Below are 24,803 nucleotides of genomic sequence, written 5' to 3'. Positions count from 1 at the left end.
CACGGGAAAACCCGGGGTCAACGGTCACAGGTGGTGCGGCGCCAGTGATGGCGCAGCGCCGAAGCGCAGTACCTAACGAAGACGGTAAAAAGCATGAATCTTCACGAGTATCAGGGTAAGCAGCTGTTCGCTGAATACGGCCTGCCAGTTTCCAAGGGTTTCGCTGTCGATACCCCTGAGCAAGCTGCAGAAGCCTGCGACAAGATCGGCGGGAACGAGTGGGTGGTAAAAGCCCAGGTTCACGCGGGTGGTCGCGGTAAAGCGGGCGGCGTCAAGCTGGTTCGCAGCAAAGAAGACGCCAAGGCGTTCGCTGCACAGTGGTTGGGCAAGAATCTGGTTACCTACCAGACCGATGCCAACGGTCAACCCGTCTCCAAGATTCTGGTCGAATCCTGCACTGACATCGCCAAAGAGCTGTATCTGGGCGCTGTAGTCGATCGTTCGAGCCGCCGTATCGTGTTCATGGCTTCCACCGAAGGTGGCGTGGACATCGAGAAAGTCGCTCACGAAACGCCTGAGAAGATCCTCAAGGCCACCATCGACCCGCTGGTCGGCGCTCAGCCGTTCCAGGGGCGCGAGCTGGCATTCCAGCTGGGTCTGGAAGGCAAGCAAGTTCAACAGTTCGCCAAGATCTTCGTTGGTCTGGCCAAGCTGTTCAAGGATCACGACCTGGCCCTGCTGGAAGTGAACCCGCTGGTGATCAAGGCCGACGGCGACCTGCACTGCCTCGATGCCAAGATCAACATCGACGCCAACGCCATGTACCGTCAGCCTAAGCTGAAAACCTTCCACGACCCGTCGCAGGACGACGCCCGTGAAGCCCACGCTGCCAAGTTCGAACTGAACTACGTTGCCCTCGAAGGCAACATCGGCTGCATGGTCAACGGTGCCGGCCTGGCCATGGGTACCATGGACATCGTCAACCTGCACGGCGGCAAGCCGGCCAACTTCCTCGACGTTGGCGGTGGTGCTACCAAAGAGCGCGTTACCGAAGCGTTCAAGATCATTCTGTCCGACAGCAATGTCGCGGCCGTTCTGGTCAACATCTTCGGCGGCATCGTTCGCTGCGACATGATTGCCGAAGGCATCATCGGTGCAGTGAAAGAAGTCGGCGTGAAAGTTCCGGTTGTCGTTCGCCTTGAAGGCAACAACGCCGAACTGGGCGCTAAAGTACTGGCAGAAAGCGGTTTGAACATCATTGCGGCAACCAGCCTGACCGACGCTGCTCAACAAGTTGTCAAAGCTGCGGAGGGCAAGTAATGAGCGTCCTGATCAATAAAGACACCAAAGTCATCTGCCAGGGCTTCACCGGCTCGCAGGGTACTTTCCACTCCGAACAGGCCATCGCTTACGGCACCAAGATGGTCGGCGGCGTAACCCCAGGCAAGGGTGGCACCACCCACCTGGGCCTGCCAGTGTTCAACACTGTGAAAGAAGCTGTGGAAGCTACCGGCGCTGACGCTTCGGTCATCTACGTTCCGGCTCCTTTCTGCAAGGACTCGATCCTGGAAGCTGCCTTCGGCGGCATCAAGCTGATCGTGTGCATCACCGAAGGCATTCCTACCCTGGACATGCTGGATGCCAAGGTCAAGTGCGACGAGCTGGGCGTGACCCTGATCGGCCCTAACTGCCCAGGTGTCATCACCCCGGGCGAGTGCAAGATCGGCATCATGCCAGGCCACATCCACCTGCCAGGCAAGGTCGGTATCGTTTCGCGTTCCGGCACCCTGACCTACGAAGCTGTGAAGCAGACCACCGACGCCGGCTTCGGCCAGTCGACCTGCGTCGGCATCGGCGGTGACCCGATCCCGGGCTCCAACTTCATCGACATCCTGAAGCTGTTCCAGGAAGACCCGAAGACCGAAGCGATCGTCATGATCGGCGAGATCGGCGGTTCGGCTGAAGAAGAAGCTGCGGCCTACATCAAGGCCAACGTCACCAAGCCTGTCGTTTCCTACATCGCTGGTGTTACCGCACCTGCGGGCAAGCGCATGGGCCACGCTGGCGCCATCATCTCCGGCGGCAAGGGCACTGCGGACGAGAAGTTCGCCGCCCTGCAGGACGCTGGTGTGAAGACCGTGCGTTCCCTGGCTGACATCGGCAAGGCCCTGGCCGAGCTGACTGGCTGGGAAGTCAAAAAGTAATACTGCTACACCCCCCACGCGCACAGAGGCCACCTTCGGGTGGCCTTTGTCGTTTCTGGGGGGTGGGTATTCCTGTGCCGGCCTCTTCGCGGGCTTGCCCGCTCCCACAGGAGATCTCCACATTCCGGGCCTGTGGTGATCCCCTGTGGGAGCGGGCAAGCCCGCGAAGAGGCCGGTACAGGCAACATGGATTTTTCGATGAGTTTGATAGGAATTTTCACGCAGACGAATGTTTCAATCCGAGGATAATTCTCGCTGTCCTCGGTCGCACAGACGACAAACATGTACGCACATCGGACAAGCAGCACTGTGCCAGTGCGTTTGACTGACAAAACAGTTACATTACGCGTTCACTCTGTGCCCGTACCCCAAAAGGGAACGACACGCTAAACGGGTCTGGCCTATCAAGCCGGGCAGCATTTCCCCTCATCCAAAGGGAAATCCCCTCTCGAATCCCGATTTCAGCAGTGTGGTACTACCTTAAATGAAAGTTCTCAAAGGCCAGGATATCCTGGCGCTTGGCTTTATGACGTTTGCGCTTTTCGTGGGCGCTGGCAACATCATCTTCCCGCCTATCGTCGGTCTGCAGTCTGGCCCGCACGTATGGATGGCGGCCTTGGGCTTCCTGGTTACCGCCGTGGGCCTGCCGGTCATCACCGTGGTCGCCCTGGCCAAGGTCGGCGGCGGCATGGATGCCCTGAGCAGCCCGATCGGCAAGTTCTTCGGTGGCCTGCTGGCGGCCGTGTGCTATCTGTCGGTTGGCCCGCTGTTCGCCACCCCGCGCACCGCGACCGTATCGTTCGAAGTGGGTGTTGCGCCGCTGACCGGTGAAAGCCCGTTGGCGCTGTTCATCTACAGCCTGGTGTACTTCCTCGTGGTACTGGCCGTGTCCATGTACCCAGGCAAGCTGCTCGACACCGTGGGCCGCTTCCTGGCGCCGTTGAAGATCATCGCCCTGGCGGTGCTGGGCATCGCCGCCTTCGCGCTGCCTGCCGGCACCATTGGTGACGCGCAGCCGGCCTATGCCGCCGCAGCGTTCTCCAAGGGCTTCTCCGATGGTTACCTGACCATGGACACCCTGGGTGCCCTGGTGTTCGGTATCGTCATCGTCAACGCCATCCGCTCGCGCGGTGTCGAGTCGCCGAAGCTGATCACCCGCTATGCCATCATCGCCGGCCTGATCGCCGGTGTCGGCCTGGCCCTGGTGTACATCAGCCTGTTCCGCCTGGGTGCAACCAGCCACGATATCGCAGCTGACGCCACCAACGGCGCGGCGGTACTGCATGCCTATGTGCAGCACACCTTCGGTTCGCTGGGCAGCGGCTTCCTCGCTGTGCTGATCGCGCTGGCTTGCCTGGTGACCGCGGTTGGCCTGACCTGCGCCTGCGCCGAGTACTTCAGCCAGATGCTGCCGCTGTCGTACCGCGCCCTGGTGGTGATCCTGGCGGGCTTCTCGCTGCTGATCTCCAACCTCGGCCTGACCAAGCTGATCATGTTCTCGATCCCGGTGCTCACCGCGATCTACCCACCGTGCATCGTGGTGGTCGGGCTCAGCTTCGTGAAGGACCTGTGGAACTCGCCAACCCGCATCCTGGCGCCAGTGATGCTGGTGTCGCTGCTGTTCGGCATGGTCGATGCGATCAAAGGCAGCGGCATTGCCCACGTGCTGCCGGACTTCATGGCCCACCTGCCGTTGAGCGACCAGGGCCTGGCCTGGCTGGTGCCTTCGGTGGTGACCCTGGTTGGCGCCGTGGCCTGCGACCGCATGCTCGGCAAGCCGCGCGAAGCGCTGGCCTGATAGTCGAAGCCTGAGGGCGGCACCGGCCACAAGCCAAAGGGTGCTCGCCAAGGGTGGAAACTCAAAAGCCCCGCATCCGAAAGGATGCGGGGCTTTTTGTTTGCATGTTCGGCCACCTGGCACAAGTTTCTCGGCTGACGCGATCAGTTGTAGGAGCGGCCTTGTGTCGCGATGGGGTGCGAAGCGCCCCCATGATTTCAGCTTCGCAGCATGTATTGCCGGGGCTGCTTCGCAGCCCATCGCGACACAAGGCCGCTCCTACAACCGATCGCGTCTGGTTTCACTGTTCAGGTGTGCCTTTTGCCGCTTGCCAGCGTCGAAATCCGGTCCCTATCCTTCAGGTATCTGGCCCTCCCGGGAACCCTGCATGAACTTCATCCAAAGCAACTTCAACAACCTGTTGGCCATCGCCTGGTTCGCCCTGTGCTGGGGCGGTTACACCCGTTATGCCATCTGGAAGGGCCGCGACACCGCGTGCCTGGCCAGCGTGCTGCACCTGTACCGCGAAGACTGGATGCGCCGCATGCTGCTGCGCGACAACCGCATTGCCGATGCCAGCGTGATCGGCAATCTCGAGCGCAACGCCTCGTTCTTCGCCTCCAGCACCCTGATCATCCTTGCCGGTATCCTCACCGTGCTTGGGGCCTCCGACCGGGCGCTGTCGCTGCTGGCCGACCTGCCGCTGGTGCAGCAGACGTCCCAGGGCATGTCGGAGATCAAGCTGCTGTGCCTGGCCATGGTCTTCGTCTATGCCTTTTTCACCTTCAGCTGGTGCATGCGCCAATACAACTTCGCCGCAGTGCTGGTGGGTTCGGCGCCGATGATTGGTGAACGGCTGGTCAATGAACTTGAACGCAAGGCATTCGCCTCGCGGGCGGCGCGGGTGCTGTCGCTTGCCGCCAACCAGTTCAACCTGGGCCTGCGTTCCTATTACTTCGGCATGGCCATGTTGAGCTGGTTCATCAGCCCATGGTTGTTCATGGTCATGAGTGTCGGGGTAGTGCTGATTCTGTACCGCCGCGAGTTCCATTCGGATGTGTTGGATGTGATGGTGTTCACACCTACCGAAAGTGTTTCGATCGAACCCCCCAAGGAAAACACCGTTTCTGGAACCTGAAACGTTTAATCCATAAGTTTCAGGCACAAAAAAACCCGACAATGTCGGGTTTTCTTGTTTTAGCCGATTACTGCTTGGCAGGTTCGGCTGGAGCAGCTGGGGTAGCTGGAGCGGCTTCCGGAGCCGGAGTAGCCGGAGCGGCTTCTTCGGCGGCCTTCTGCTCGGCTTCGGCCTGATCTTTGGCGGCTTCGGCGTTTTCCTTGGCAGCCTCGTTCATTTTATCCTGAGCTTCGCCCGCTTTTTCCTGGGCTTGCTCGGCGTGTTGCTGTGCGTCCTGGGCTTTGTCTTCGCTCGCTTTATCGCAAGCGGCCAGGCCCATGGCAGCGGCCAGCATCAGAGCAAAAGCAAAAGGTTTACGCATGGGGGTGTTTCTCCTTGGTGGAATAAGTGACTTGTTCCTTCGAGTGCAACTACGCGGAATAAGTTCCGCGAAGATTACACATATATAACGCCCCGTTCTATATAGACTTTTTAACGATTTTATGCCGCTGCGGCAATGCGCAGGGAAACAGCCAATGAGCGATTCAACCTTGATGGCCATGGCCGAGCGTTTTCTCTCGGCCCTGAAACATTGTCAGTTGTTGCAAATGCGCGTGGCGCAAACCAATGCCGATGGCATGACCCTGGTGCTGCCCTGGTCACCGGCGATCGTCGGCAACCCGCAGACCGGCGCCGTGCATGGCGGCGCGCTGACCACGCTGATGGACACCACCTGCGGCATGGCCACATTGTGCGTGCTGCCGCGCTTCGAGGTGTGTCCGACACTGGACCTGCGCATCGACTACATGCACCCGGCAGAGGCCGGCAAGGACATCTACGGCCATGCCCAGTGCTACCGGGTCACCCGCGATGTGATCTTCACCCGTGGCACGGCCTACCAGGACGACCCCGCCCAGCCGATCTGCCAGGTGGTGGGCACGTTCATGCGCCTGGGCCAGGAGATCAAGGGTGGCATCCGTTTCGGCAACAGCCTGAAGGAGGGCGGGGCATGATTCCGCACGAGGTTCGTCAACAGCTCAACGCCGCCCACGCAGTGGGAGACTATCGGCCTTTGCTGGCACTGATCCCCTATGCCGGCCTGATCGGCATCGAATGCGAGCGCGAGGGCGATGACCTGCTGTTCCGCCTGCCGGCCAGCCAGGACAACATCGGCAACCCGCTGCTGCCGGCCATCCACGGCGGGGTGATCGCGGGCTTCATGGAGCTGTCGGCAGCGCTGTACCTGCTGATCTTCAGCGAGAGCGCGAGCATTCCGAAGATCATCGACTTTTCCATCGATTACCTGCGCGCCGGGCACTTTCGCGATACCTACGCCCAGTGCCAACTGTGGCGCCAGGGCCGGCGGGTGACCAATGTGGCCATCACCGCCTGGCAGGGTGACAGGCAGTCGCCGATCGCTACGGCTCGCGCGCATTTCAAGATCGAACCGGAAAAGCCCTTGAAATCATCCGGGCAGCCCCCATCTGCATGACATCCGCCGCTAACGCAGGCCAACCTGGCCGCGAGGCGTCAACTGCCATCAGATCGGAGTTTTGAAGACCATGAGTGTGGAGACTCAAAAAGAAACGCTGGGCTTCCAGACCGAGGTAAAGCAGCTGCTGCACCTCATGATCCATTCCTTGTATTCGAACAAGGAGATCTTCCTGCGTGAATTGATCTCCAACGCCTCCGACGCCGCCGACAAGCTGCGTTTCGAGGCCCTGGCCAAGCCAGAGCTGTTCGAAGGCGACGCCGACCTGAAGATTCGCCTGAGCTTCGACAAGGACGCCGGTACCGTGACCCTCGAGGACAACGGCATCGGCATGAGCCGCGAAGACGTCATCGCCCACCTGGGTACCATCGCCAAGTCCGGCACCGCCGACTTCATGAAGAACCTCACCGGTGACCAGAAGAAGGACTCGCACCTGATCGGTCAGTTCGGTGTGGGCTTCTACTCCGCGTTCATCGTTGCCGACAAGGTCGATGTGTACAGCCGCCGTGCCGGCCAGCCGGCCGCCGAAGGCGTGCACTGGTCGTCGAAAGGCGAGGGCGAGTTCGAAGTCGCCACCATCGACAAGCCACAGCGCGGTACCCGCATCGTCCTGCACCTGAAGAAGGACGAACAGGAGTTCGCCGATGGCTGGCGCCTGCGCAACGTGGTGAAGAAGTACTCCGACCACATCGCCATGCCGATCCAGCTGCCGAAAGAGCAAGCTGCCGCCGAAGGTGAAGAACAGCCGGCCGAAGAGTGGGAAACCGTCAACCGTGCCAGCGCCCTGTGGACCCGTCCGCGTACCGAGATCAAGGACGAGGAGTACCAGGAGTTCTACAAGCACATCGGCCATGACTTCGAAAACCCGCTGGCCTGGAGCCACAACAAGGTCGAAGGCAAGCTCGAATACAACTCGCTGCTGTACGTGCCGGCCCGCGCGCCGTTCGACCTGTACCAGCGCGAAGCGCCACGCGGCCTGAAGCTGTACGTGCAGCGCGTGTTCATCATGGACCAGGCGGAGTCGTTCCTGCCGCTGTACCTGCGCTTCATCAAGGGTGTGGTCGATTCCAACGACCTGTCGCTGAACGTGTCGCGTGAAATCCTGCAGAAAGACCCGATCATCGACTCGATGAAGACCGCGCTGACCAAGCGCGTGCTGGACATGCTGGAGAAGCTGGCGAAGAACGAGCCCGAGCAGTACAAGGGCTTCTGGAAGAACTTCGGCCAGGTGCTGAAGGAAGGCCCGGCCGAAGACTTCGCCAACAAGGAAAAGATCGCCGGCCTGCTGCGCTTCGCTTCCACCCAGGACGACAGCGGCGAGCAGAGCGTCGCCCTGGCCGACTACCTGGCACGCGCCAAGGAAGGCCAGGACAAGATCTACTACCTCACCGGCGAGTCGTACGCGCAGGTCAAGAACAGCCCGCACCTGGAAGTCTTCCGCAAGAAAGGCATCGAAGTGCTGCTGCTGACCGACCGTATCGACGAGTGGCTGATGAGCTACCTCAACGAGTTCGACGGCAAGGCCTTCGTCGACGTCGCCCGTGGCGACCTGGACCTGGGCAAGCTGGATTCGGAAGAAGACAAGAAGGCCCAGGAAGAAGTCGCCAAGGACAAGGAAGGCCTGGTCGAGCGCCTGAAGGGCGCGCTGGGTGACAGCGTGGCCGAAGTGCGCGTGTCGCACCGCCTGACCGACTCGCCGGCGATCCTGGCCATCGGTGAACAGGACCTGGGCCTGCAGATGCGCCAGATCCTCGAAGCCAGCGGGCAGAAGGTGCCGGAGTCCAAGCCGATCTTCGAGTTCAACCCGACCCACCCGCTGATCGAGAAACTGGACAACGAGCAGAGCGAAGACCGCTTCGCCGAGCTGTCGCACATCTTGTTCGATCAGGCGGCCCTGGCGGCCGGTGACAGCTTGAAGGACCCGGCGGCTTACGTTCGTCGCCTGAACAAGCTGCTGGTCGAGCTGTCTGCTTGAGTTGATGCATAGGAAAGCCCGCTTCGGCGGGCTTTTTTCATGGCGAGCATATTGATGACGAGTGCCAAAGGAGTGCTTGATGAGCAAAGTAATCGTCGAATCGCTGGTCTATCACCTGTCCGGCAAGGCGTATGAAAGCCGCCTGGTCTACGAGCCGGGCGCGCTGGGGCGGCCAGGCCTGGTGATGGCGCCGAACTGGATGGGTATCGGCGAAGGTGCCGAGCGCATCGCCAAGGAGGTGGCCGAGAAGGGCTATGTGGTGCTGATTGCCGACCTGTACGGGCAATCGGTGCGTCCGTCCAACGCCGACGAGGCCGGCGCGGCGATGATGCCGTTGAAGAACGACCGTGGCGAGCTGCGCAAGCGCATGCAGGAAGCCCTGGCGCAACTGGTGGGGCAGTCGAAGGCGCTGCTGGAGCCGGGCAAGGTCGGCACGTTTGGTTTCTGCTTTGGTGGCTGCTGTGCACTGGAGCTGGCCCGTACTGGCGCCGATTTGCGTGCGGCGGTGTCGTTCCATGGCACGTTGGACACGCCGAACCCGGAAGATGCCAAGCGCATCAAGGGTTCGGTGCTGGTGCTGCACGGCGCTTCCGACCCACTGGTGCCGAAGGAGCAGTTGCCGGCGTTCGAGGAGGAGATGAACGCGGCCAAGGTTGACTGGCAATTGCTCAGCTATGGCGGCGCGGTGCACTCGTTTACCGACCCGAGTGCCAATGTGCCGGGCAAGATGCAGTATGACCGGCGTACCTCGGAGCGGGCGTTCCGCTCGATGCATAACCTGCTGACCGAAGTGTTCCAGCGCTGAGATTGCACGGGGCTGCTTTGCAGCCCATTCGCGGCACAAGGCCGCTCCTACAAAGGTCGCGCAAGCCATGAGTTACGCGATTCCCTGTAGGAGCGGCCTTGTGCCGCGAATGGGCCGCAGAGCGGCCCCAAAATCACCTAGGCAATTCGATCCTCGAGGTTTCCCCCGGCACCACCGGCCAATCCCCCGCAGCCCACTTGGCCCGGGCCTGTTCGATCAGTTCCACATCACTGGCGACAAAGTTCCAGTTCATCCGCCGCGGCCCATCCAGAGGCGCGCCACCAATCAGCACCAGCTGGCACTCACCTTCCGCATACAGTGTCACCTCTTCGCTCTCCGGCAGCACCACCAGGCTGCACGCCTCCACCTCCTCATCGTTCATCAGCAATTCGCCATCCAGTACGTATAGCGCCCGTTGCGCATGCTCATTCGGCACCTGCAGGGTAGTCGCCGGCTGCATCTGCACATGCGCGTAAAGGGTAGGGGAGAGCACCGGCACCGGCGACTCCAGGCAGAACCCGCTGCCGGCAATCATGCAGATGCGCACCCCCAGGCTGTCGCTGACCGGCAGGCTTGCCGCCGGGTGGTGGCTGTAGCTTGCCGGGCCTTGTTCATGTTCGCGTGGCGACGCCAGCCATACCTGCAGCCCGTGCAGGCGTGAGCCATGGGCCAGGGCATCTTCAGGCGTGCGCTCGACATGGGCCACGCCGCTGCCTGCGGTCATCCAGCTGACGTCGCCCGGCAGCACCCGCTGTGCCGAACCGAGGCTGTCCTTGTGCAGGATTGCCCCTTCGAACAGGTAGGTAAGGGTCGACAGGCCGATATGCGGGTGCTGGCGGATGTCCATGCCATGCCCCGGGGCATAGTCTGTTTCGAGCATGTGGTCGAAAAACACGAACGGGCCGACGCTGCGGCACTGGGCCGACGGCAGCGGGCGCAGGATCGGCTGGCCCTCGACCGATTCGGCACGTGGGCGGATGACCAGGGGGCTGCTCATGGGAAGGCTCCAGGCAAGGTGGAAATGCCCCAAGCATAGCGGTTTGCCCGCTGCGGCTGAACCGTCTCGTTGGCTGGCCGGTCTAGAGGTGTGGTACCCGGAAAAGGAAGCTTCATCATGATCGTCAGAGCGCTGGCCTGCGTGCTGTTATCCACCTGGCTGTGCCAAGCGGCGCAGGCGCGCGACTACCGCTACAGTGATGCCCACCTGCACTACGTCGACTTCTTCCAGGAAAGCGAAGGCATGCCCGCGCTGATCAAGGCCATGGATGCCGCCGGTATCGAGCAGTCGATGATTTCCGGCGTGCCGGTGGCCAAGAAGTGGCACGAAGACGAGCCCAAGCGCCCGCGCTATTACGCTGGGGATGACGCCGAAGCCTACTGGTACAGCGCCACCGACACCTACGTGGCCGCGGCGTTGCAGCAATTGCCCGACGAACAGCGCAAGCGCTTTCATCCGTTCCTGGCCGGCTTCAATCCGGTGGACAAGAACGCCGCCAGCCATATCGAGCGCATGCTCGATCTGTATCCGGGGCTGTGGCAGGGCATTGGCGAGGTGTTCACCCGCCACGATGACCTGACGGCACTGACCAGCGGTGACACGCCGCGCGCCAACAACGAAGCCATGACGCGTATCTACCACCTGGCGGCCGAGCGCGACCTGCCGGTGCTGCTGCATTCCAACATCACCTCCAAGCGCGAGCGCAACCCGCTGTACCTGGCGGAGATCGAAGAGCCGCTGCGCAATCACCCGCACACGCGGTTTATCTGGGCGCACGCCGGCAGCAGCATGGAGATTCACCGGCACCAGACGCAGATGGACTTTCTGCTGCCGGTGCTGACGCGGTTACTGGAGGATTACCCGAATCTGTATGTCGATTTGTCGTGGAGCGTGCTGGAGCCTTATCTGCTGGATGACCGGGGTGTGCCGCGCAAGGAGTGGTTGGCACTGGTCGAAAGGTTCCCGGAGCGGTTCATGCTGGGTTCGGATGTGGTGGGGCAGTTTGGTAGCCTTGGGGAGCAGATGCATGGGTTCAGGCCGTTTCTGGATGCATTGCCGGAACAAGTTGCCAACAAGGTGGCCAGGGAGAATTTTCTGGCTGTGTTGCCTAAGCAATAGTATCTCGCCTGTGCCGGCCCTTTCGCGGGTAAACCCGCTCCCACAGGTACAGCGCCAGTTTCAAGAGCAGCGCGGTCCCTGTGGGAGCGGGTTTACCCGCGAAAGGGCCGGTACAGACGATACAAATGAAAACGCCCCGAACCAGTCGGGGCGTTTTCGTTTACCGCAGCAGCGTCTTACTTGCCTTCCCAGCGCTTGAGCACCAGGGTGGCGTTGGTGCCGCCGAAGCCGAAGCTGTTGCTCATGACCGTGTCGATCTTGGCGTTTTCTTCGGTCTTGCGCAGGATCGGCAGGTCGGCGACCTCCGGGTCCAGCACGTCGATGTTGGCGGAGCCGGCGATGAAGTTGTTTTCCATCATCAGCAGGCAGTAGATCGCCTCGTGTACGCCGGCAGCGCCCAGCGAGTGGCCCGACAGGCTCTTGGTCGAGCTGATCTTCGGTGCCTTGTCGCCGAACACGGCGCGAACGCCCTTGATCTCGGCAACGTCACCGACCGGGGTCGAGGTGCCGTGGGTGTTCAGGTAGTCGATCGGGGTGTCGACGGTCGACAGCGCCTGCTGCATGCAGCGGATGGCACCTTCGCCGCTCGGGGCAACCATGTCGTAGCCGTCGGAAGTGGCGCCGTAGCCGACGATTTCCGCGTAGATCTTGGCGCCACGGGCCAGGGCGTGTTCCAGCTCCTCGACCACCACCATGCCGCCACCGCCAGCGATGACGAAGCCATCACGGTCGGCGTCGTAGGCGCGCGAGGCCTGCTCCGGGGTTTCGTTGCGCTTGGTCGACAGGGCGCCCATGGCATCGAACAGGAACGACTGGCTCCAGTGCTCTTCTTCACCGCCACCGGCGAAGACGATGTCCTGCTTGCCCCACTGGATCTGCTCCAGGGCGGTGCCGATGCAGTGTGCCGAAGTGGCGCAGGCCGACGAGATCGAGTAGTTGATGCCCTTGATCTTGAACGGGGTGGCCAGGCACGCCGAAACGGTGCTGCCCATGGTGCGGGTAACGCGGTACGGGCCGACGCGCTTGACGCCTTTCTCGCGCAGGGTGTCCAGTGCTTCCATCTGGTTCAGGGTCGAGGCGCCGCCGGAGCCAGCCACCAGGCCGGTACGCGGGTTGGAAACCTGCTCTTCGGTCAGGCCGGCGTCCTTGATCGCGTCCTGCATCGCCAGGTAGGCGTAGGCAGCAGCGTGGCCGACGAAGCGGTAGACCTTGCGGTCGATCAGTTCTTCGAGGTTGAGGTCGATGGACCCGGAAACCTGGCTACGCAGCCCCATTTCCTTGTATTCCGGGTTGTAACGGATACCCGGACGGCTGTTGCGCAGGTTTTCGGTGACGGTAGCTTTGTCATTGCCCAGGCACGATACGATGCCCAGACCAGTGATAACGACGCGGCGCATGCGAATAACCCTTAGAAATTGTCAGTGGAGGTGAACACGCCGACCCGCAGGCCTTCGGCAGTGTAGATCTCGCGGCCGTCGACGCTGACCGAGCCATCGGCGATGGCCATGTTCAGCTTGCCCTTCAGGACGCGCTTGATGTGAATGTTGTAAGTGACTTTCTTGGCTTCCGGCAGTACCTGGCCAAAGAACTTCACCTCGCCCGAACCCAGGGCGCGACCGCGGCCCGGCAGGCCCTGCCAGCCGAGGAAGAAACCTACCAGCTGCCACATGGCGTCGAGGCCCAGGCAGCCCGGCATTACCGGGTCGCCTTCGAAGTGGCAGGCGAAGAACCACAGGTCCGGATTGATATCCAGCTCGGCGACCAATTCACCTTTGCCGTACTTGCCGCCTTCTTCGCTGATATGGGTGATGCGATCGACCATCAGCATGTTCGGCGCGGGCAGTTGCGCATTACCTGGGCCGAACAGCTCACCGCGACTGCAGCGCAGCAGGTCTTCCCGAGTAAAGGCGTGTTGTTTGGTCATGCGAGCTCCTCAATAACCCCCTGCGGCAGGGGATGAATCTTCCCGGCCGGCCCGATACGCATCGCGTCCGAGACGGCAGCCTACAGGTAGACTATTGCGTTGTGGTGAAAGTCACAGTGCACCCGGTGAAAGAAGTACAGGTGTGCACTGAAACGTCTATTTTCAGGTCCGATGAAGGTCCTGTCCAGTGTTTAAGACTGCCGCACTTTAGCATTTATCGCCAGTCGCGGTTGTCTGACCAGGTAGCCAGCGCTGCAGCACACGCTGCAGTTCGGTGCGGCGCAAGGGTTTGCTCAGGTAGTCGTCCATGCCGGCTGCCATGCAACGCTCGCGGTCGCCCTGCAAGGCGTTGGCGGTCAGGGCGATGATCGGTAGCCTGGCGCCGTTGGGCAGTTGGCGGATACGCCGGGTGGCTTCATAGCCGTCCAGGTGCGGCAGGCGGCAGTCCATCAGCACGGCGGCAAAACGCTGCCGGCTGACCCGTTCGACCGCCTCCAGGCCGTCCTCGGCCGTGCATACCGCCAGCCCCAGGCTACGCAGCATGGCCTCGATGACACTTTGGTTGACCGGATTGTCCTCTACCAGCAGCACCTGATCATTGTCGGCCACCGCCGGCGGCGCAGCGCTTGGCAGCGTCAGCGATACCGGGGCAGGGCTGGCCAGGGCCAGTGGCATCTCCAGGGTAAAGGTCGAGCCCAGGCCTTCACGGCTTTCGCCGCGGAGCTTGCCGCCCATGCGTTCGGCCAGGGTGCGGGCAATCGACAGCCCCAGCCCGGTGCCGCCATAGCGGCGGGAAATCGAGCTGTCGGCCTGCTGGAAGGCGACGAACATCATTTCCAGGCGCTCGTTGTCGATGCCGATACCGGTGTCGCGCACGCTGCAGGTCAGCCAGATCAGCTGGCGGTCGAGCACCTGCCAGTGCGCCTCGACCTGTACCTGGCCGCGTTCGGTGAATTTCAGCGCATTGCCGACCAGGTTCAGCAGGATCTGGCGGATGCGCGTGGGGTCACCGTTCACCTGCAGCTGCTCGATACCCGCCGGCAGTTGCAGGTGCAGGGCAAGGCCGCGCTGCTGGGCGCTGTGCTGGAACGACTGGACGCTGCTGGTGATCAGCTCGCCCAGGTTGAAGTCGATGTGTTCCAGTTGCAGCGCGGCGCGTTCGATGCGCGAGAAGTCGAGGATGTCGTTGATGACCTTGAGCAGGTGCCCGGTGGATTCGCTTGCCACCGCGGTGTACTCGGCCTGTTCGCTGTTCAGCTGGGTGGTTTCCAGCAACTGCAGCATGCCCAGCACGCCATTCATCGGTGTGCGCAGCTCGTGGCTCATCATCGCCAGGAAGTCCGATTTGGCGCGGTTGGCCTGTTCGGCCTCCTCGCGGGCCTGGATCAGTTCGGCAATGGCCTGCTTCTGTTCATTGCTGGCCTGCTCCAGGGCGTGGGCCAGGTTGTTGATGTGGTGCGCCAGGTGGCCCAGTTCGCTGTCATCGACCACCGGCAACAGGGTGTGGTACTCGCCCTGCTGGATGGCCTTGACCGCATGGCCCATGTCGCTGATCGGCTTGGCCAGGCTCAGGGCCAGGCGGCGCGCCAGCAGGAAGGTGAACAGCAGGGCGAACAGCGCGAGGATACCGGCCTTGATCACGATTTCCTGCTGGCGCTGGCTGAAGGCGTCATCGGACATGCCGACGATGACCCGGCCCAGGTAATCGTCGCCGATGGCCGGGGTGGTGGCCTTGCCCTGTTGCAGGAAGTCGCTGTCCAGGCGGATCTGCTGCAGGCGGATGGGCGCCTGGAACACTTCGACACGTTGCGCGCGGTTGGCGCTTTCGTCGGACTGCTCCACGTACACCAGGATGTGGTTGCGGCTGTCCTGCACCTCGAGGAAGCGCACGTGGGGGATGCTGAGCGTGGCGCGCATCAGGCCCTCGAGCACTTCGTTGTTGCCCGAGATCACCCCGTATTCCGAGGCTGGCGCCAGCTGGTTGGCGATCAGTTGCCCGGTGTGGTTCAGTTCCTGGCGCAGGTCCTGGATACGCACGAAGGTGAAGAAGCTGATCAGCAGCAAGGTCAGCAGCAGGGCAGGGCCGAGGCTGATGATCTGGGTGCGGGTGTGGATGTCCCAGCTCAGGCGCTTGCTCATGGGGTGGGTTCTCCTTCGGCCAGGGCCTTGGCGGCGGCGTTCGGATCGATCGGTTCAAGGCCCAGGGCGCGCGCCACCTGCTGGTTGCCGCTGACGCCGAAGCGTACCGGGTACAGGCTGCGCGGCCAGCGCGCCGGTGGCTGGTCGAGCAACTGGTCGAGTACCGCCAGCCAATCGTCCTGGTCACTGAAGGTGCTGGCCAGGGCGCCGGCGCGGACGAACCCGGCGTTCGGGCCGATCAGCGCCATCTGCCGGCCATAGCTGCTCAACAGCAGGTTCTTCGCAGTCTTGGAGTTGAACAGGTCGGCGTCGTCCAGGCCCAGCAGCACGTCACTGTTGGCCAACAAATGTTGCAGAGGGCGGCTGTCGCGCGGGTCGGGCCAGTCCTGGGCAATAATCTCCAGGCCCAGCGCGCGGGCGGCATGGCGCAGCTCTTCGAGCAGAAAGCTGCTGTGCTCACCGTACAGCACACCAATGCGCTGGGCCTGCGGCAGCAGGTAGCGCGCCAGGCGCAGCTGCCGGCCCAGCGGCGGGTCGCTCCACAGCAACGTGAGGAACGCGGGCCGCGACTTTCCCAGGCGCTGTTCAGCCTGTACCCGGCTGACCCTCATGGCCAGGGCCGGCGGGCCGGCGGTTTCCCCAAGGCGCCATTCCAGTGCGGCGTTGTCCAGCAAGATCAGGCGCTGGTCAGCCTTGAGCTTGCCCGGGCGTGGCAGGTCAGCGGTGGTCTGGAAATGCACGTGATCGTGCGGCCGGCGGCTTTCCAGCGCAGCGACGAAACTGCGAATGCCGGGCTGGTCTTCCGCGCCTACCAACACGATTTCGCTGGCGGACAGCGGCCCCATCGGCCACAGGCACAACAGCAACAGGCGCAGCAGCAGGGCCATCAGAACTCCAGCTCCGCGCTGACGCTCAGGCGGTGGCGGCTGTCGTAGCGGTTCTGGATTGCCGTGGTCGGCTCATCGTCCAGGCGCTGTTGCCACAGCGCCGCCAGCTCCAGGTTGCTGCCATGCACCCGGAAGCGCTTGGCCAGGCGCAGGTCCAGGCGCTCGTAGCGGTACTGGTTGAGCGCATCGTCGCCGTAGTAGAACAGCGCACTGGACCAGCCGTCGCCCCACTCGCGCATCCACCCGGCCGAGCCGCTGTTGCGCGCGCTGAGGCGGCGGTCGGCGGGGTTGCTGGCCCAGGCATCCACGTAGGCGTAGGTAAGGCGCAGGCGGTCGCGCAGGGTCGGGCGCCAGTCCAGTTGCGCCTCGCTGCCGCTGAAACGGGCCTTGTTGGCGTTGCTGGCGATGTACTGGTTGTTCTTCAGGGGCTCGCTGATCATTCCGGTGATCTCGTCGTAGAACAGCTTCACATCCATGTTCAGGTCGATGTCGCTGAAGTAGCCGTTGTAGCCCAGCTCGCGCGAGCGCATGCGTTCCTGGTCGAGGTCGCCCGGGCCACGGGTCTTGACGAAGTATTCGCCGTTTTGCAGTCCGAAAGCGTTGGGGGTCAGGTTCTTGACCGTGTAGCTCCAGTTGATGTTGTTCTCGAACATGTCTGGCGAGCGCACTGCCTCGGAATACACCGCACGCAGGCCATGGCGCGGGGTGATCAGGTAATTGACCGCCACGCGTGGGGTCAGCGAGCTGCCGGACAGGCGCGAGTCCTCGAACATGGCACCGCCCTGCAGGATCCAGTGCTCGTCGGCGCGCCACTCCAGCTGGCCGAACAGGCGCCAGGTCTGGTCGTCGATGCTGCCGTTGAAGTAGGTCTGCGAGTCGGCACGATCATAGCGGTAGTTCATGCCGCTGAGCAGGCGCAGGCTGTCGGTCAGGCTCAGGGTGTCCTGGATTTCCAGGTCGTAGCGGGTTTCGCGGGTGCTCTGGTCGACGTCGCCGCAAACCTGCTGCTTGCCACCGTTCGCCCATTGCTGCTGGACCTTCTCCAGAAGCGCTTTCATGACGGGATCGTTGGTCGAAAGTGGTGCGCCGGTAGCAATGCCGCGCGCCACTTTTTCGGCGAAGTCAGGGTTCATTTGCCAGAGCTGGGTCAATTCCGGGCTGAACGACTGCAAGGCGTCACAGGCACGCCACACCTGCTGGCGGTCGAAATGCTGGGCAGAGCCCTGGATATACAGGCTGTGCTCGGAGCTGAAGTCCTTGGTCCAGCGCAATGAGCCGGCGTAGTCCTTGGCATTGACGTCAGCGTTGTTACCGGCTTCGTATTTGGCGAACACCGGCTGATAGGTATAAGGCCGCTGGTTGCTGCCTTCCTTCGCCGCCAGTTGCCATTCCAGGGTCTGGTCGTGTGCCAGGCTGTGGCTGGCGTTGATATTGAAGCGGGTCAGCCGGCGGCTGTCGCGGTAGTCCTGGCCGAACTGGTTCTCGTCGAAGCCATCGTCCTGCTGGCCGGACAGCGACAGGCGCAGGTCGCCGCCATCCCAGCCGAAGCCGTGGCTGGCGTAGAAATCGTTGATGCCGTCCTGGCCGCGGGTCATCTTCAGCCGCGTGCCATGGCTGTCGGCAGGGTTGCGGGTAAGGATGTTGACCACCGCCATCAGCGCATTGGCGCCGTAGCTGACCGTGTTGGGGCCGCGGAACACCTCGATGCGCTCGATATCCTCCATGGCCAGGGGGATGTCGCTCCAGTCCACCGTGGCCAGGCCGGCGCGGTACACCGAACGGCCATCGATCAGCACCTGCATGCGCCGGGCATCGTTGACGTTGCTGCCGTGGTAGTTGACCGTGGGTTGGTTGCCGGCGTTGTAGCCCACCATCATGCCCGGCACCAGGCGCAGCAGCTCGGGAATGTCGCGGGCACCGCTGGCGCGGATCAGCTCGCTGTCGAGCACGGTCATGCTGCCCGGGACTGCGGCGGGGGATTGTTTCAGGCGCGTGGCGGTCAGAACCTGCGGCAGGTCCGTGTTGTCGATGAACAGGTCATCGGCCACGGCCGGGCCACCGAGCAGGGCAGTCAGTATGAGCAGGCGCGGGTACGGGGGCGTGCCAGGGAACACAAAGCGGCCTTGTTTCAGGATTGAAACAGGCATGGTAACCGACCGTGGGGGTTTTGCCAGTGATCTGCTCTACCTGTCGGGCCCTTTCGCGGGCACGCCCGCTGCCACAGCCGCTCTGAAGGACTGCGCTATCCCTGTGGGAGCGGGCGTGCCCGCGAAAGGGCCGGTACTGACACTGGTTCTGTAGCAGGCGAGCCGTATAATGGCCGGGTCGCCACTTAACTTTTGGCTTTAACGGATTGGATATGACTGAACAGCAACCTGTTGCAGTTCTGGGAGGCGGCAGCTTCGGCACCGCCGTGGCGAACCTGCTGGCAGAAAACGGTGTGCCGGTGCGCCAATGGATGCGCGACCCGGAACAGGCCGAGGCCATGCGCGTCAATCGCGAGAATCCGCGCTACCTCAAGGGCATCCGCCTGCACGACGGCGTCGAGCCGGTCAGCGACCTGCTGGCCACCCTGCAGGCCAGCGAGCTGATTTTCGTCGCCCTGCCATCGAGCGCCTTGCGCAGCGTGCTGGCCCCGCATGCCGAGCTGCTGCGCGGCAAGGGCCTGGTCAGCCTGACCAAGGGCATCGAAGCGCAAAGCTTCAAGCTGATGAGCCAGATCCTCGAAGAAATCGCCCCCGAGGCGCGCATCGGCGTGCTGTCCGGCCCCAACCTGGCTCGGGAAATCGCCGAACATGCGCTGACCGCCACGGTGGTTGCCAGCGAGGACGAAAAACTGTGCCAGCAGGTGCAGGCCGTGCTGCATGGGCGTACCTTCCGCGTCTACGCCAGTGCCGACCGCTTTGGCGTCGAGCTGGGCGGGGCGCTGAAGAACGTCTACGCCATCATCGCCGGCATGGCGGTGGCCCTGGGCATGGGCGAGAACACCAAGAGCATGCTGATTACCCGCGCCCTGGCCGAGATGACCCGCTTCGCTGTCAGCCAGGGCGCCAACCCCATGACCTTCCTCGGCCTGGCCGGTGTCGGTGACCTGATCGTCACCTGCTCCTCGCCCAAGAGCCGCAACTACCAGGTCGGCCACGCGCTGGGCCAGGGCCTGAGCCTGGAGCAGGCGGTCAACCGTCTGGGCGAAGTGGCCGAAGGCGTCAACACCCTCAAGGTGCTCAAGGCCAAGGCGCAGGAAGTGCAGGTGTACATGCCGCTGGTGGCTGGCCTGCATGCCATCCTGTTCGAAGGCCGCACGCTGAACCAGGTGATCGAGCACCTGATGCGTGCCGAGCCGAAGACCGATGTCGATTTCATTTCCATCAGCGGTTTCAACTGAGCCTTCAGCGGCTCTGACAACAGCAAGGAGCAACACATGAACGATACGCCCGAACGCGCCCAGCGCGAGTCGATCATCCTGCGGGTCTTGTGGATGGTGGTGTTCCTGGTGGTCTGGCAGCTGGCCGAGCTGCTGCTCGGTGGCCTGGTGCTGGTACAACTGATCTACCGCCTGGTGTACGGCGCCCCCAGCGCCAGCCTGATGAACTTCGGCGACAGCCTGAGCCAGTACCTGGCGCAGATCGGCCGCTTCGGCAGCTTCCACAGCGACCAGAAGCCCTGGCCATTCGCCGACTGGCCTGCACCGCGTGCCCCGGAAGGCGAGGCGCCGCACGCGGTGGCCCCGGCCCCGCACCCGGTGCGTGACGAGGAGCCCAAGCTGTGAAGCTGTGGGTGCTGCGCCACGGTGAAGCGGAGCCGCGGGCCAACAGCGATGCCGAGCGCCGGCTGACCGCCCATGGTCGCGAGCAGGTGCTGCACAGCGCCGCCCGCCTGCTGGGCCAGCCGCTGCAGGCGATCATCGCCAGCCCTTACGTACGCGCCCAGCAAACGGCCGCCCTGGTGCATGACACCCTGGGCTTCGCCGAGCCGGTGCGCACCGTGCCCTGGCTGACGCCTGACAGTGATGTGCAGCAGGTTATCGGCGAAATCGAGCGCCTGGGCCTGGAGCATGTGCTGCTGGTCAGCCACCAGCCGCTGGTGGGTACCCTGGTCGGGGCGTTGCAGCATGGCCACCAGCAGCAACCGGCAGGCATGAGCACTGCAAGCCTGGCGGAGCTGGAAGGGGACTGGCCGCTGGCTGGGTTGATGACCCTTCAGGCGATCAACTCGCCGGCCTGAGCACAACATTGCTCAGGCTACCTCAGTCTCTTGTAGGAGCAGCCTTGTGCTGCGAAGAGGCCGGCAGGGCAAAAGCTCTTCTCCGGCAGTAATGGCCTCTTCGCAGCGCAAGGCTGCTCCTACAGGCCCTATGCATGGCTTGAAGGCGGTGCCGGCGCCCGCAAGCCTGACCTGATAGCCCTCGCCGATGACCTTTCCGGACGTTGCCGAACTGCCCCGCGATACCGACAATGGGCCATCATCCCCCATCCGGACCCGGCGCCATGTCGCAGCAGATCTTCTTCGCCCATGCCAACGGTTTCCCCTCGGCCACCTACGGCAAGCTGTTCGCCGCCCTGGCACCGGACTACCAGGTGCAGCACCTGGCCCAGCACGGGCACGATCCGCGCTTTCCGGTGGACGACAACTGGCAGAGCCTGGTCGATGAACTGCTGCACCACCTGGCCCGGCAGGGCCAGCCGGTATGGGGCGTCGGCCATTCGCTGGGCGGGGTGTTGCACCTGCACGCAGCCTTGCGCTGCCCCGAGTACTACCGCGGCGTGGTGATGCTCGACTCGCCGGTGCTCACCCGCGCCGACCAGTGGCTGCTGCGCACCGCCAAGCGCTTCGGCTTCATTGACCGTATCACCCCGGCTGGCCGCACCCTGGGGCGCCGCGAAACCTTCAATGACCGCGACAGTGCCCGGGACTATTTCGCCGGCAAGTCACTGTTCCGCCATTTCGATCCCGAATGCCTCGATGCCTACATAGAGCACGGCCTGCAGGCGATGGAGCAGGGGCTGCAGTTGCGCTTCGACCCGGCCACGGAAATCAGCATCTACCGCAGCATCCCGCATACCAGCCCTGCGCCCGCGCGGCAATTGCAGGTGCCGCTGGCCATGGTCCGCGGCGAGCGCAGCAACGTCATTCGCCGCCACCACACACTGGCTGTGCGCGGCATGCCCAGGGGCGAATACCACAGCGTGCCGGGTGGGCACATGTTCCCGCTGGAGCGACCAACCGACACCGCCAGCCTGATCAAGGGCCTGTTCGACCGCTGGAGCCAGGCATGAGCGCGCAGGTCGAGGAAATCCGCCTGAGCCTGGGCCATATCGAACTGGCGGCGCACCTGTTCGGCCCCGAGGACGGGCTGCCGGTAATCGCCCTGCATGGCTGGCTGGACAACGCCAACAGCTTCGCCCGCCTGGCGCCGCAGCTGAAAGGCCTGCGCATCGTCGCCCTGGACCTGGCCGGGCATGGTTACTCCGAGCACCGGCCGCTCGGCGCCGGCTATGCCCTGGCCGACTACGCCCATGACGTGCTGCGGGTGGCCGAGCAGCTGGGTTGGCAACGTTTCGCCCTGCTGGGCCATTCGCTGGGGGCAATCATTTCCGTGCAACTGGCTGGCGCGCTGCCGGAGCGGGTCAGCCATCTGGCCCTGATTGACGGCGTCATCCCGCCGACCGGCGCCGAGCAGGACGCCGGCGAGCGGTTGGGCATGGCACTGCAGGCCCAGTTGCGCCTGGATGGCAAGCGCAAGTCGGTGTACACCACACTGGAGCAGGGCGTGCAGGCGCGCATGAAAGGCATGGTCGCGGTCAGCCGCGAGGCAGCCGAGCTGCTGGCCCAGCGTGGCCTGATGCCGGTGCCCGGCGGTTACAGCTGGCGCAGCGACAGCCGCCTGACCCTGCCTTCGCCAGTGCGCCTGAGCGAGGCCCAGGCCATGGCCTACGTGCACCGGGTGAGTTGCCCGGCGCGCCTTGTGGTGGCTGCCGACGGCATGCTGGCGCGCCACACAGGGTTGCTGGAGCAGCTACCCTTCGAGCAGGTGATGCTGCCCGGTGGCCATCACCTGCACCTGAACGATGAGCAGGGCGCGGCCCTTGTCGCAGACTGTTTCAATCGCTTCTTTGGCTTTGCTTGACTTGCACCGGACAAGTGTCGAGGCTTGGCGGGTTGAACAGGGAGACAACCATGCAACTGCCAGACATCCTGGAGCTTCACCTCGGCGCTGAGCGCCGCCTGGCTCGCCAATGAGCGCGCCTGTTGCCATCCGTAATGCCATCGCTGCCTGCCTGGTGTTCGCCAGCCCCGTTTTGTGGGCCGGCAGCCTGCCGGTACCGGTGGACGCCAAGGTGGTCGACCAGCGCCCGGCCGTGGAGCAGGAGCGTGTCTACCCCATGGGCCCGCTGCGCAAGATCAGCGGCCGCCTGCGGGTCGAGGACAAGGTCGAAAGCCGTGGCCAGGTCAGCTCGGTAACCTACGAACTGCCGGTCGAGCGTACCGCCCGCGAAGCCTTCACCAGCGCTCGCGAAGCACTGCAGCGCGACGGCGGCTACCCGCTGTTCTGGTGCCAGGGCCGCGATTGCGGCGAGGCCAGCCTGTGGGCCAATGATGTGTTCGCCAATGCCCGCCTCAACGGCGGCGACGAGCAGCAGGCGTTCATCCTGCTGCGCCGCTCGGCGGAGCAGGCCGATACCCTGGTCGCGCTGTACAGCGTCACCCGCGGCAACCGCCGCGCCTACCTGCACGTGGAAGAGTTCGTCGCCGGCAGCCCGCTGGGCGAACTGCTGCCGACCGCCGCCACGGTGCTGCGCGAAATGCGCGACACCGGCAAGCTCGACTACCCTGACCTGGCCGCACCGCAAGACGCCTGGGCGAACCTGTTGGCCCGCAGCCTGAACCTCGACAGCACCCTGCGTGCCAGCCTCAGTGGCGCCCAGGCTGAAGCCTGGCGCGAGGCCTTGGTCAAGGCGGGGGTGCGCAATGGCCGCCTCGAAGTCGGTAGCGCGCCTACCGACGGCCTGCACCTTGAACTGATCCGTTGAACGGGCACCACCATGGCTAACAATGACCGCTTGCTGGTCCAGATTCTGCTGCTGGCGCTGCTGGGTGCCGGCCTGTGGGTAATGGCACCTTTCATTTCAGCGCTGTTGTGGGGGGCCATCCTGGCCTTTGCCAGCTGGCCGTTGATGCGCTTGCTGACGCGTGCGCTGGGCGGGCGCGAAACCCTGGCGGCCAGCCTGCTGACCACTGCCTGGATCCTGATCGTGGCGCTGCCGCTGGTGTGGCTGGGGTTCAACCTGGCCGACCACATTCGCGATGCGACGGCGTTCGTGCGTGACGTGCAGGTGGACGGCCTGCCCGATGCTCCGGCGTGGCTGGGTGGCATCCCGTTGGTTGGCGAGCGCCTGGTCAGCTGGTGGCAATCGCTGGACCAGCAGGGCGCGGCCTTGCTGGCCTCGGTCAAGCCGCACCTGGGGCAGGTGGGCAACTGGTTGCTGGCGCGCAGCGCGCAGATCGGCAGCGGCGTGCTGGAGCTGACCCTCAGCCTGGTATTCGTGTTCTTCTTCTATCGCGACGGCCCGCGCTTGGCGGCGTTCGTCCTGCGCTTGCTGCACCGCCTGATGGGCGACCGTGCCGAGTACTACCTGGAGCTGGTGGCCGGTACGGTGCAGCGGGTGGTCAACGGGGTGATCGGTACGGCCGCCGCGCAGGGCGTGCTGGCGTTGATCGGCTTCCTGATTGCCGGTGTGCCCGGGGCCATCGTGCTGGGGCTGGTGACCTTCATGCTCAGCCTGATCCCCATGGGCCCGCCACTGGCCTGGATCCCGGCCACGGGCTGGCTGGTATGGAAGGGCGAATACGGCATGGCGGTGTTCCTCGGGGTTTGGGGTACCTTCATCATCAGTGGCGTGGACAACGTGCTCAAACCGTACCTGATCAGCCGTGGCGGCAACCTGCCGCTGGTGATCGTGCTGCTGGGGGTATTCGGCGGTTTGATCGCCTTTGGCTTCATTGGCCTGTTCATCGGGCCGACCTTGCTGGCGGTCGGCTACAGCCTGCTGCTGGACTGGAGCCGCAACGCCGTCCCGCAGCCGCCTCAGCAGTAAACCTGTACTGGCCTCTTCGCGGGTGAACCCGCTCCCACAAGGATCTCCGCAGCCCGGGAGAGTAGTGCGGCCCCTGTGGGAGCGGGTTTACCCGCGAAGAGGCCGGTTCAGGCAACCTCAACCCCCGATCTTTACACCTTCTTTATTCCCATCCCCACCCCCCAATCTCGCCCCTTTACGCCCCTCGCTCGGACAATTTCCCCAAAGCGGCCCAAGCCGCACAACGGGGAGAACCACACATGAACATGCTCGACGGGCTGTCACTGCTGCTGGCAGTGGCATTGGCGTTTTATCTGCTGGTGGCGCTGCTGCGCGCCGATCGCAGCTAGGG

Annotated in this window: 24 protein-coding genes; 17 read left to right on the top strand and 7 right to left on the bottom strand. The window is 63.6% G+C overall.

The genetic code is table 11. From position 1 onward, the window contains the following. The first annotated feature begins 93 nt into the window (after nucleotides 1–93). The 4 genes from sucC (at nucleotide 94) to ACGLHT_RS12225 (ending at nucleotide 5,059) form a co-directional block, all read left to right on the top strand. Entirely contained in the window at nucleotides 94–1,260 is a 1,167-nt protein-coding gene (gene sucC / locus ACGLHT_RS12240; protein WP_003254205.1) for an ADP-forming succinate--CoA ligase subunit beta, read from the top strand. Then, the gene (sucD, locus tag ACGLHT_RS12235; RefSeq protein ID WP_004376004.1) at nucleotides 1,260–2,144 is read left to right on the top strand and encodes a succinate--CoA ligase subunit alpha; all 885 of its coding nucleotides are present in this window, start codon (nucleotides 1,260–1,262) and stop codon (nucleotides 2,142–2,144) included. The genes sucC and sucD overlap by 1 nt, the downstream gene beginning before the upstream one ends. A gap of 484 nt (nucleotides 2,145–2,628) precedes the next feature. Next, on the top strand, nucleotides 2,629–3,942 hold the full coding sequence (brnQ, locus tag ACGLHT_RS12230; RefSeq protein ID WP_075045845.1) for a branched-chain amino acid transport system II carrier protein: 1,314 nt from the start codon (nucleotides 2,629–2,631) through the stop codon (nucleotides 3,940–3,942). A gap of 367 nt (nucleotides 3,943–4,309) precedes the next feature. Then, a complete protein-coding gene (locus ACGLHT_RS12225) occupies nucleotides 4,310–5,059 on the top strand; it encodes a DUF599 domain-containing protein (protein WP_274120807.1) in 750 nt (249 codons plus the stop codon). 67 nt (nucleotides 5,060–5,126) lie between these two features. Here the strand turns inward: ACGLHT_RS12225 and ACGLHT_RS12220 are convergent, their stop codons facing one another. Continuing rightward, complete coding sequence (locus ACGLHT_RS12220) at nucleotides 5,127–5,420, bottom strand: hypothetical protein (protein WP_015271093.1); 294 nt, start codon at nucleotides 5,418–5,420, stop codon at nucleotides 5,127–5,129. 154 nt (nucleotides 5,421–5,574) lie between these two features. On the opposite strand from ACGLHT_RS12220, the gene ACGLHT_RS12215 reads away from it, so the two are divergent. The 4 genes from ACGLHT_RS12215 to ACGLHT_RS12200 all read left to right on the top strand — a co-directional run bounded on the left by ACGLHT_RS12215 (nucleotide 5,575) and on the right by ACGLHT_RS12200 (nucleotide 9,310). Next, nucleotides 5,575–6,051 carry a PaaI family thioesterase gene (locus ACGLHT_RS12215; RefSeq protein WP_075045842.1) on the top strand — a complete coding sequence of 159 codons (477 nt, stop codon included), beginning with the start codon at nucleotides 5,575–5,577 and terminating at the stop codon, nucleotides 6,049–6,051. Next, nucleotides 6,048–6,530, top strand: a complete 483-nt coding sequence (locus ACGLHT_RS12210; protein ID WP_025339965.1) for a PaaI family thioesterase — start codon at nucleotides 6,048–6,050, stop codon at nucleotides 6,528–6,530. Before ACGLHT_RS12215 ends, ACGLHT_RS12210 begins: the two co-directional genes overlap by 4 nt. 70 nt (nucleotides 6,531–6,600) lie before the next feature. Continuing rightward, nucleotides 6,601–8,505 carry a molecular chaperone HtpG gene (gene htpG / locus ACGLHT_RS12205; RefSeq protein ID WP_025339964.1) on the top strand — a complete coding sequence of 635 codons (1,905 nt, stop codon included), beginning with the start codon at nucleotides 6,601–6,603 and terminating at the stop codon, nucleotides 8,503–8,505. Nucleotides 8,506–8,584: 79 nt separating this feature from the next. After that, complete coding sequence (locus ACGLHT_RS12200) at nucleotides 8,585–9,310, top strand: dienelactone hydrolase family protein (RefSeq protein WP_085614439.1); 726 nt, start codon at nucleotides 8,585–8,587, stop codon at nucleotides 9,308–9,310. Between the two features lie 133 nt (nucleotides 9,311–9,443). Here the strand turns inward: ACGLHT_RS12200 and ACGLHT_RS12195 are convergent, their stop codons facing one another. Further along, the gene (locus tag ACGLHT_RS12195) at nucleotides 9,444–10,307 is read right to left on the bottom strand and encodes a pirin family protein (protein ID WP_274120808.1); all 864 of its coding nucleotides are present in this window, start codon (nucleotides 10,305–10,307) and stop codon (nucleotides 9,444–9,446) included. 117 nt (nucleotides 10,308–10,424) lie between these two features. Here ACGLHT_RS12195 and ACGLHT_RS12190 point away from each other — a divergent pair, with 117 nt between their 5' ends. Then, nucleotides 10,425–11,426, top strand: coding sequence for an amidohydrolase family protein (locus tag ACGLHT_RS12190; RefSeq protein WP_137164458.1), 1,002 nt, complete (start codon nucleotides 10,425–10,427; stop codon nucleotides 11,424–11,426). Nucleotides 11,427–11,602: 176 nt separating this feature from the next. On the opposite strand, the gene fabB is transcribed toward ACGLHT_RS12190, so the two are convergent. From fabB to ACGLHT_RS12165, 5 genes are all read right to left on the bottom strand, one after another. Next, nucleotides 11,603–12,823, bottom strand: a complete 1,221-nt coding sequence (gene fabB / locus ACGLHT_RS12185) for a beta-ketoacyl-ACP synthase I (RefSeq protein WP_274120810.1) — start codon at nucleotides 12,821–12,823, stop codon at nucleotides 11,603–11,605. Nucleotides 12,824–12,834: 11 nt separating this feature from the next. Continuing rightward, complete coding sequence (gene fabA, locus ACGLHT_RS12180) at nucleotides 12,835–13,350, bottom strand: 3-hydroxyacyl-[acyl-carrier-protein] dehydratase FabA (protein ID WP_003251509.1); 516 nt, start codon at nucleotides 13,348–13,350, stop codon at nucleotides 12,835–12,837. Between the two features lie 207 nt (nucleotides 13,351–13,557). Beyond that, a complete protein-coding gene (locus ACGLHT_RS12175) occupies nucleotides 13,558–15,489 on the bottom strand; it encodes an ATP-binding protein (protein WP_274120811.1) in 1,932 nt (643 codons plus the stop codon). Further along, nucleotides 15,486–16,376 (bottom strand): ABC transporter substrate-binding protein, encoded by an 891-nt coding sequence (locus tag ACGLHT_RS12170; protein WP_085592764.1) that lies wholly within the window; start codon nucleotides 16,374–16,376, stop codon nucleotides 15,486–15,488. Before ACGLHT_RS12170 ends, ACGLHT_RS12175 begins: the two co-directional genes overlap by 4 nt. After that, nucleotides 16,376–18,523 carry a TonB-dependent siderophore receptor gene (locus tag ACGLHT_RS12165; RefSeq protein ID WP_274120812.1) on the bottom strand — a complete coding sequence of 716 codons (2,148 nt, stop codon included), beginning with the start codon at nucleotides 18,521–18,523 and terminating at the stop codon, nucleotides 16,376–16,378. The genes ACGLHT_RS12170 and ACGLHT_RS12165 overlap by 1 nt, the downstream gene beginning before the upstream one ends. A gap of 212 nt (nucleotides 18,524–18,735) precedes the next feature. Between ACGLHT_RS12165 and ACGLHT_RS12160 the strand changes: the two genes are divergently transcribed. The 8 genes from ACGLHT_RS12160 to kdpF all read left to right on the top strand — a co-directional run bounded on the left by ACGLHT_RS12160 (nucleotide 18,736) and on the right by kdpF (nucleotide 24,801). After that, entirely contained in the window at nucleotides 18,736–19,761 is a 1,026-nt protein-coding gene (locus ACGLHT_RS12160) for an NAD(P)H-dependent glycerol-3-phosphate dehydrogenase (RefSeq protein WP_025339958.1), read from the top strand. 36 nt (nucleotides 19,762–19,797) lie between these two features. Further along, nucleotides 19,798–20,145, top strand: coding sequence for a DUF4389 domain-containing protein (locus tag ACGLHT_RS12155; RefSeq protein ID WP_025339957.1), 348 nt, complete (start codon nucleotides 19,798–19,800; stop codon nucleotides 20,143–20,145). Next, nucleotides 20,142–20,600, top strand: coding sequence for a phosphohistidine phosphatase SixA (sixA, locus tag ACGLHT_RS12150; RefSeq protein WP_274078357.1), 459 nt, complete (start codon nucleotides 20,142–20,144; stop codon nucleotides 20,598–20,600). Before ACGLHT_RS12155 ends, sixA begins: the two co-directional genes overlap by 4 nt. A 263-nt stretch (nucleotides 20,601–20,863) precedes the next feature. Then, complete coding sequence (locus ACGLHT_RS12145; RefSeq protein ID WP_039613084.1) at nucleotides 20,864–21,652, top strand: alpha/beta fold hydrolase; 789 nt, start codon at nucleotides 20,864–20,866, stop codon at nucleotides 21,650–21,652. Beyond that, complete coding sequence (locus tag ACGLHT_RS12140) at nucleotides 21,649–22,503, top strand: alpha/beta hydrolase (protein ID WP_137164455.1); 855 nt, start codon at nucleotides 21,649–21,651, stop codon at nucleotides 22,501–22,503. Before ACGLHT_RS12145 ends, ACGLHT_RS12140 begins: the two co-directional genes overlap by 4 nt. Nucleotides 22,504–22,612: 109 nt before the next feature. After that, nucleotides 22,613–23,407 (top strand): DUF4892 domain-containing protein, encoded by a 795-nt coding sequence (locus ACGLHT_RS12135; protein ID WP_137164454.1) that lies wholly within the window; start codon nucleotides 22,613–22,615, stop codon nucleotides 23,405–23,407. A 12-nt stretch (nucleotides 23,408–23,419) separates the two neighbouring features. Next, nucleotides 23,420–24,472, top strand: coding sequence for an AI-2E family transporter (locus tag ACGLHT_RS12130; RefSeq protein ID WP_274078355.1), 1,053 nt, complete (start codon nucleotides 23,420–23,422; stop codon nucleotides 24,470–24,472). A 239-nt stretch (nucleotides 24,473–24,711) separates the two neighbouring features. Then, a complete protein-coding gene (gene kdpF / locus ACGLHT_RS12125; protein ID WP_003251485.1) occupies nucleotides 24,712–24,801 on the top strand; it encodes a K(+)-transporting ATPase subunit F in 90 nt (29 codons plus the stop codon). The last annotated feature ends 2 nt before the right edge of the window (nucleotides 24,802–24,803 follow it).

The organism is Pseudomonas sp. PsB (assembly GCF_043658375.1).
Taxonomy (GTDB): domain Bacteria; phylum Pseudomonadota; class Gammaproteobacteria; order Pseudomonadales; family Pseudomonadaceae; genus Aquipseudomonas; species Aquipseudomonas putida_Z.
Note: the sequence above shows the minus strand (reverse complement) of the source record. Positions and strands in the feature narration are given on the sequence as shown.